We start from the raw sequence: 5531 nt of genomic DNA, 5'->3' as shown, positions 1-5531 counted from the left end.
GGGTCCCATCCGGTGAGCGCGCGGTCGGTCATGAAGGTGTCGTCCGGCTGTGGGGTGTTCATGGCGCCGACCCAGTAGGCCCAGTAGTTCAGGTTCGCCGCCTCGGCGGTGTCGTCGTCGGCCAGGGCGTGGTCGATGAAGTCGAGCAGGGGCTGCGGGTCGCCCTGGCGGGCGAGCGCGGTGGCGGTCGACCGGGCGCCGGCCCAGTGCGGGGAGAAGCCGCGCCGGGCCAGGACGTCGCGGCTGCGGTGCAGGGCGGCCCGGGTCCAGGCGGCCGCGTCCGGCCCGTGGTCGTAGGAGGCGAGGTACAGCGCCTGGCGGTGCAGCAGCGCCCCCGCCTCGCCCTGCCGGGCCGCCCGCTCGGTGGCCTCCCGCAGGTGGACGAAGAACGCCTCGCGCTGCCCGGTCGACAAGACGGGCGCGGTGGAGGCCGGCCCGCGCCGGGGCCGGGGCAGGCGCCCGGCGAGCGCGGGCGGCGTCGTACCGGTCAGCGCCCAGGACAGCAGGTGCGCGGTCTCCCGGGTGTGCACCCACCCGGCCAGCGGATGAACCTGCCCGTCGACCGGGCCGAGCCTGGCCGTCAGGATCCGGTCGGCGTCCATCGCCGCCTCCAGCGCCGCGACGATCCCCGGCTCGGCTCCGAGCGCGGGAAGACGCCGCCGCAGCTCCAGCAGCACCCCGGCCTTCACGTTCGCCAGCGGCCGCCGGCCCGACTCCCAGCCCTGCACCGTGTCGACGTCGACCATGAGCGCCTCGCCGAGCCGGGCCTGCGTCAGCGATGCGCTCTCGCGGGCCAGGCGCAGGACGAAGCCCGCCACGGACGGTGCTCTCGGCGGTGGTGGTTGCCTGCCCATCGCGGGCCGCCTCCCGGCTCGGCGCTCGTACGCGAACCCGTACTCACGGTCAGTGTTACCCCACCGCGCCCGCCCGTACGGTCAACTCCGCAAGTCCCTGACGGGGACTGCTCCGTCGCCGTGTTGACGCCCGGGAGCGAGGCCCGCATGACGCACCCCGATCCTCCGTCGTCCGAGCCCGCGTACGGCGTTCCCTCCTCCGGCCTGGTCGCCCGGGCCCGAGCCGGATACGCCCGCTTCCTCGACGCCGACGACGAGAACGACCAGGAGCACGACGCGGCTCCGGAGTCGACCGAGTGAGCACGACCGGCAGGCCCGGCGACGTCCTCGGCCTCGTCGGCAAGACCGTGCGGGACATCGCCTCCGGCGTTGAGGGCGAACTCCTCGCGATCCGCTGCGAGCAGCTCCCCACCCACACCGGCACCCCCGCCTGGACCCGCCGCGCCTACCTCCTCCCGCCCGGCCAGGACACCCCGCTGACCACCGCGCCGGGCAACATCCGCCCTAACCGGGGCCCGCTGAACGCCGTGCCTCCGGGGCGCCCCCGCAGCTCCCGGAGGCACGGCCACCATCCGCGCACCATCACCGAGAGGAGCACCACCGTGACCACCACCGCCATCGAGCCCGCCGCCGTCGCGGACCGGGCCCGGGAGATCCACGCGGCCTGGCAGACCGACCCCGAGATGCCCACCGTCCTCGAGGGCTGCGCCCTCTACACGGGGGAGTGGGACGACTTCTACGGCGGCCCGCTCGTCAGCGAGTACTCCGTCACCCGCGACGCCCAGCCCCTCCTTCAGGGCGCGCTGCGGGTGATGGCGCTCAAGAGCGCCCTCTACGAGCTGACCGGCGACGAGCTCCTGGCCGAGCTCCCCGTCCCCGTCCCGCTCGACGTCACCTGCCACGCCCTGTGCGCCCAGTTCACCGTCCTGTCCCGCGTCCAGCAGCGCACCGGCCACCCGTTCGTGCACTCCACCGTCAACGAACAGCGCAACGCCACCGCCTGGGACACGGGCGACTTCACGCACCGGGCCTACGAGCTCGCCTTCGGCCCCGTCGAGACGCGGTACTGGATCGGCGCCGCCGAGACCGAACGCCGCCGCCAGGTCCTCGACGGCATCTACGCGGGCATCGGCATCACCGGGCGCGGAACAACGAGCGCCATCCACCACGCCGTACCGGCGTAGCCTCCGCCTCGACCGCCGGCTCCCTGGGGGGCGGGGCGATCCGGTCCGGCTCCACGCCCAGCTTGTGCGGGTGCACGCACGCCGGCGTCCGGTCCTCCAGGGTGTAGCGCAGCCCGTCGGCCGGGTCGAACGGACACTCCCACGAGGGGCGCGAGTAGACGACGAACCCCGAGCGGGGCAGACGCTTCGACGGACAGATCCCACAGGCCGGATGATCCTCGCCCTGGGCGAACGGCTCGCTCATGACCGCACGGTAGTGGGTGGCAGGCCCCACGGGGGCCGGATGACCCGAACGGGCGACAGCGTCCACTCCCTCAGCAGGAGTGGACGCCGACCCACGTCATGCCCTATCAGGCCCATTGGGCCTAACAGGGGTAATGGCCGAAGGCGGGGCGACCCGTATGAAGTCCCTGTGCCCGGTGACGGGATCCAGCACCGCAACCTTCAGCGGGGACCGGGCGGCGGCCTGGATACGAGAGAGCCAACCCCGGCTCGGCACCAGGATCGTCAGCCCCGCCGGCCACTTGACGAGCGCTCCCGGGTCAGGGCAGACCACACCAGACAGATGGAAGCCGCCGCCTTCCCACCTCGGCCGGGCGTAGACGAGTAGCCCGTCACCGTGCGCGGGGCTCAGATCCCCCCACCTGATCGCTTTGCCCGAGGCGGAGCGGACCATCTGCGTGAAGGTCTCCCACACCGCGGAGTCCAGGCCCGTCAGCTCGAAGAACGCCGCCAAGCGCTGCAGTTCGGCCTCCCGGGCCCGCGCCCGCTCCTGCGCCCGCCGCTCGGCATCCCGGCGGCGCTGGACACCGGCGGCAATCCGCTCCTCGGCCTCCTTGCGCCGCCGCTCGGCAGCAGCGGCCCTCTCGGCCGCCTCGACCTCGGCTTCCATCCTGGCGCGTACGAGGGCCAGGTTCTCGTACGCGGGTGCCGTCCACCGCACCGTGCCGTTCGCCGCAGTGTGGACGCGTACCCGCCCTTCGAGGATCCACTTGATCGCGTCACCGAGCGGGCAGGTGATGTGAACCCACTTCGCCTTCGCCTTCAATGTGCGTGGCTCCCAGGCGTAGCGCGCCATCCCGTGCCGCACCTTCCAGGTCTCGTCCCGCTGGCGTGGGAAGTGCACCCTCAACGAGGGCACGAAGCGCTCCCACGGGCGCTCCTGAAGGGCAACCCAGCACACCGCCACACCGTCCCGGGCGTAGCGGTCGGTACGCATCTGCGCTTCGTCCTGCGTCATGGGCGACAGTTGCGCCTCCAGCGCCATGAACGGGCGATCCTGCTCGTCGAAGACCATGACGTCGGCCCGCCAGTTCCGGGCCTCGCCGCTCACCTCCAGCTCCGCTCGCCACCCCGCTGCCCGGGCGGCCATGGCCAGCTCCAGCTTCAGGAGGTGGTGCTCCGGCGACTCGTTCGCCAGTTCGCAGTCCTGGGGCCGGACCTGGTGGTAGAAGTGCCGGATCACGTACCGGGAGGCCCGGGCGAAGAGCCGCCCCCCACACTCCGGACATGCCAGCCTCAGTCCTTTGACCCGGTGGACGTCCCCCCAGGCGCGGCCACACCCGAGGTCGTCCCGTGACGCGTCCAGCCGACCCCACACCGGGTGTACGGCGGTGTATCCCATCGTCCCTCCTCGCGCGCCCAACGGCAGCCAGCGTCCCCACGGCGAGGCGGTCTCGTGCCGTAGATCCCGGAGAAGGGCGGGAACTCAGCGTCTTTCCGGCCGGTCCTGGCCGCTGTCGCCAGCCGCACCGCCTCGTTCTCCACCAGGTCCTCCGCCCGGCGGTGGACGACTCCCGGTCCGTCCCGTGTCCGCTTCGCAGGTCACGCTCCCTTCTCCGCCGTGGCGGTGTGCTCGGCCGTGCGCCAACTACAGGGAGAGGGAAAGGCAGTGGAGAGAAGGTCGATGGGGATCTATCGGGAGCGGGCGGAACGCCGGCGTCGGACGAGGGGTACGGGCGAGGCCCGAGGGGACGGGTGGCAGCGCACCGAGGAGGACGAGCACCTGCTCCGCCTCGCCACCCGGTACAGCACGCTGACGCTCCACCAGGCCGCGTACGCGTGCTGGGGTGGACGGATCGAGGCCGCCCGGCGCCGGGTACGGCTGATGACCGAGGCCGGGCTGCTGCACCGGGACGCGGACGTGCGCTGGGCGCGGACGGTTCTGTGGCCGACCGGGCGCGGCGCGCGGATCGCCGGCACCGGGCTGGGTGCCCCGCGGCCGCCGGGCGAGCGGCTGCTGCACCGCCTGGCCGTCGCCGACGCCGGTATCCGGCTGGAGGGTGAAGGCCACCGGGTGCTCTCCGAGCGGGAGGTGCACGCCGCCGAAGCCGTGCCCGGCCGCGCGGCGGAGCTCCTGGCCGACCTCGGCGTGGACCAGGTCCCGCCCGGCGCCCGGCGCGGGGAGACGCTCGCCGTGCCCGTCGGCGTTCGTGCCGTGCACTGGCCCGACCTCGTCGTGGTGCTGCCCGGCGGCCGGCTCGCCGCGGTCGAGGTCGAGCTCACGCCCAAGCCGGCGGCCGCGCTCCGGACGATCCTGCGCGCGTACAAGCAGGCCCGGCGCCCGGTGGCCTACCTCGCCACCGAGCCCGTCGTGCGCCAGCTCCAGGGCGGCCCGGGCCCCGGCGGCCGGTGGGTCGACGGCACGGCACACGAGGTGGGCCTCCTGCCGCCGGGCGGGCCCGACCCGGGCACCGGCGGTCTTCTTCGCGTACGGCCGTTCAGCGCCGTGGACCCGGCCGTGGCCTGCCGGGCGGCCCAGCAGGCCGCCCGGCTACGGGGTGGATAACGCCCAGCTCAGGCCCGTTGCCACCCCGGTATCCAGGCGCCACCGGCGTCCGTCGGTCAGCCCTCCACGTCGGTGGCCGCCTGCGTGATCGCCTGCTGGACGAGGCGGAGCTCCGCCTCGTCCAGCGCGTCCAGCGACGCCTTGAGGTTGAGGGGCGTGGCCCCGGCCAGCGAGGTCGCGATGCGCAGGACGGCCATCTCGCTGCGCGAGCCTTGGATCGGCGGGGTGTCGGTGAGGGGGAACTCGCTCATCAGGCGGTGGGCGATCCCGTCCCAGTTCACGCTCGGGTGCGTGCCGCTGCGGTCGAGGAACTGCAGGTGCTCGGGCTGGGCGTCCTGCTCGTCGAGGAACCGGCGCAGCCAGTACCCGTTGCGGTGCCCGCCCAGCAGCCGGGTGGCCGCCCGCATCCACTCGTTGCCCACGCCCCGCAGCAGGTCCTCGGCGAGCTGCTCGCCCGTCGTGCCGCCCGTGACCGTCGTCATCACCGTCTCCGTCCCCTCGGTGTCCCCGGCCGCCGCGGCCGGCCCGGCCTCACTGTGCGCGGCCGCCGAACGGCCCCCGCGCCGCACACGCCGGGCGATCCCCCGAACGAGTGCTTCGGCCGCCCACTGCACCCCCGGGGTCTCCGCCAGCTCGCGCAGGGTGTCCATCCACTCCATCGACGTCTCCTCATCGGCCCTCGGGCAGCACGCCCGTGAAGGACGC

At 74.0% G+C, this 5531-nt stretch carries 7 protein-coding genes; 3 read left to right on the top strand and 4 right to left on the bottom strand.

Features of this window, described 5'->3' with window-relative positions; genetic code table 11:
• A partial coding sequence (locus tag ACIP5O_RS36830) for a multiprotein-bridging factor 1 family protein (protein WP_401302225.1) occupies positions 1–818 on the bottom strand: 818 nt, incomplete at its 3' end.
• Between the two features lie 183 nt (positions 819–1001).
• Between ACIP5O_RS36830 and ACIP5O_RS36825 the strand changes: the two genes are divergently transcribed.
• Both ACIP5O_RS36825 and ACIP5O_RS36820 read left to right on the top strand, forming a co-directional pair.
• Entirely contained in the window at positions 1002–1154 is a 153-nt protein-coding gene (locus ACIP5O_RS36825) for a hypothetical protein (protein WP_401302222.1), read from the top strand.
• The gene (locus tag ACIP5O_RS36820; RefSeq protein WP_401302218.1) at positions 1151–2038 is read left to right on the top strand and encodes a hypothetical protein; all 888 of its coding nucleotides are present in this window, start codon (positions 1151–1153) and stop codon (positions 2036–2038) included. The genes ACIP5O_RS36825 and ACIP5O_RS36820 overlap by 4 nt, the downstream gene beginning before the upstream one ends.
• On the opposite strand, the gene ACIP5O_RS36815 is transcribed toward ACIP5O_RS36820, so the two are convergent.
• On the bottom strand, positions 1989–2282 hold the full coding sequence (locus tag ACIP5O_RS36815) for a hypothetical protein (protein ID WP_401302215.1): 294 nt from the start codon (positions 2280–2282) through the stop codon (positions 1989–1991). The genes ACIP5O_RS36820 and ACIP5O_RS36815 overlap by 50 nt on opposite strands.
• Before the next feature lie 96 nt (positions 2283–2378).
• The gene (locus ACIP5O_RS36810; protein WP_401302213.1) at positions 2379–3662 is read right to left on the bottom strand and encodes a competence protein CoiA; all 1284 of its coding nucleotides are present in this window, start codon (positions 3660–3662) and stop codon (positions 2379–2381) included.
• A gap of 282 nt (positions 3663–3944) precedes the next feature.
• On the opposite strand from ACIP5O_RS36810, the gene ACIP5O_RS36805 reads away from it, so the two are divergent.
• A complete protein-coding gene (locus ACIP5O_RS36805; protein WP_401302210.1) occupies positions 3945–4826 on the top strand; it encodes a hypothetical protein in 882 nt (293 codons plus the stop codon).
• Between the two features lie 56 nt (positions 4827–4882).
• Here the strand turns inward: ACIP5O_RS36805 and ACIP5O_RS36800 are convergent, their stop codons facing one another.
• Positions 4883–5485 carry a hypothetical protein gene (locus ACIP5O_RS36800; protein ID WP_401302207.1) on the bottom strand — a complete coding sequence of 201 codons (603 nt, stop codon included), beginning with the start codon at positions 5483–5485 and terminating at the stop codon, positions 4883–4885.
• Between the last annotated feature and the right edge of the window lie 46 nt (positions 5486–5531).

This window comes from Streptomyces sp. NPDC088915 (genome assembly GCF_044749825.1).
GTDB lineage: Bacteria > Actinomycetota > Actinomycetes > Streptomycetales > Streptomycetaceae > Streptomyces.
This window is presented reverse-complemented; position numbering and strand designations above follow the sequence as displayed.

Excerpts from the sequence above, each read along its gene's own strand:
- ACIP5O_RS36825 (WP_401302222.1), top strand. The coding sequence starts at position 1,002 with ATGACGCACCCCGATCCTCCGTCGTCCGAGCCCGCGTACGGCGTTCCC.
- ACIP5O_RS36815 (WP_401302215.1), bottom strand. The coding sequence starts at position 2,282 with ATGAGCGAGCCGTTCGCCCAGGGCGAGGATCATCCGGCCTGTGGGATC.
- ACIP5O_RS36810 (WP_401302213.1), bottom strand. The coding sequence starts at position 3,662 with ATGGGATACACCGCCGTACACCCGGTGTGGGGTCGGCTGGACGCGTCA.
- ACIP5O_RS36805 (WP_401302210.1), top strand. The coding sequence starts at position 3,945 with ATGGGGATCTATCGGGAGCGGGCGGAACGCCGGCGTCGGACGAGGGGT.
- ACIP5O_RS36800 (WP_401302207.1), bottom strand. The coding sequence starts at position 5,485 with ATGGAGTGGATGGACACCCTGCGCGAGCTGGCGGAGACCCCGGGGGTG.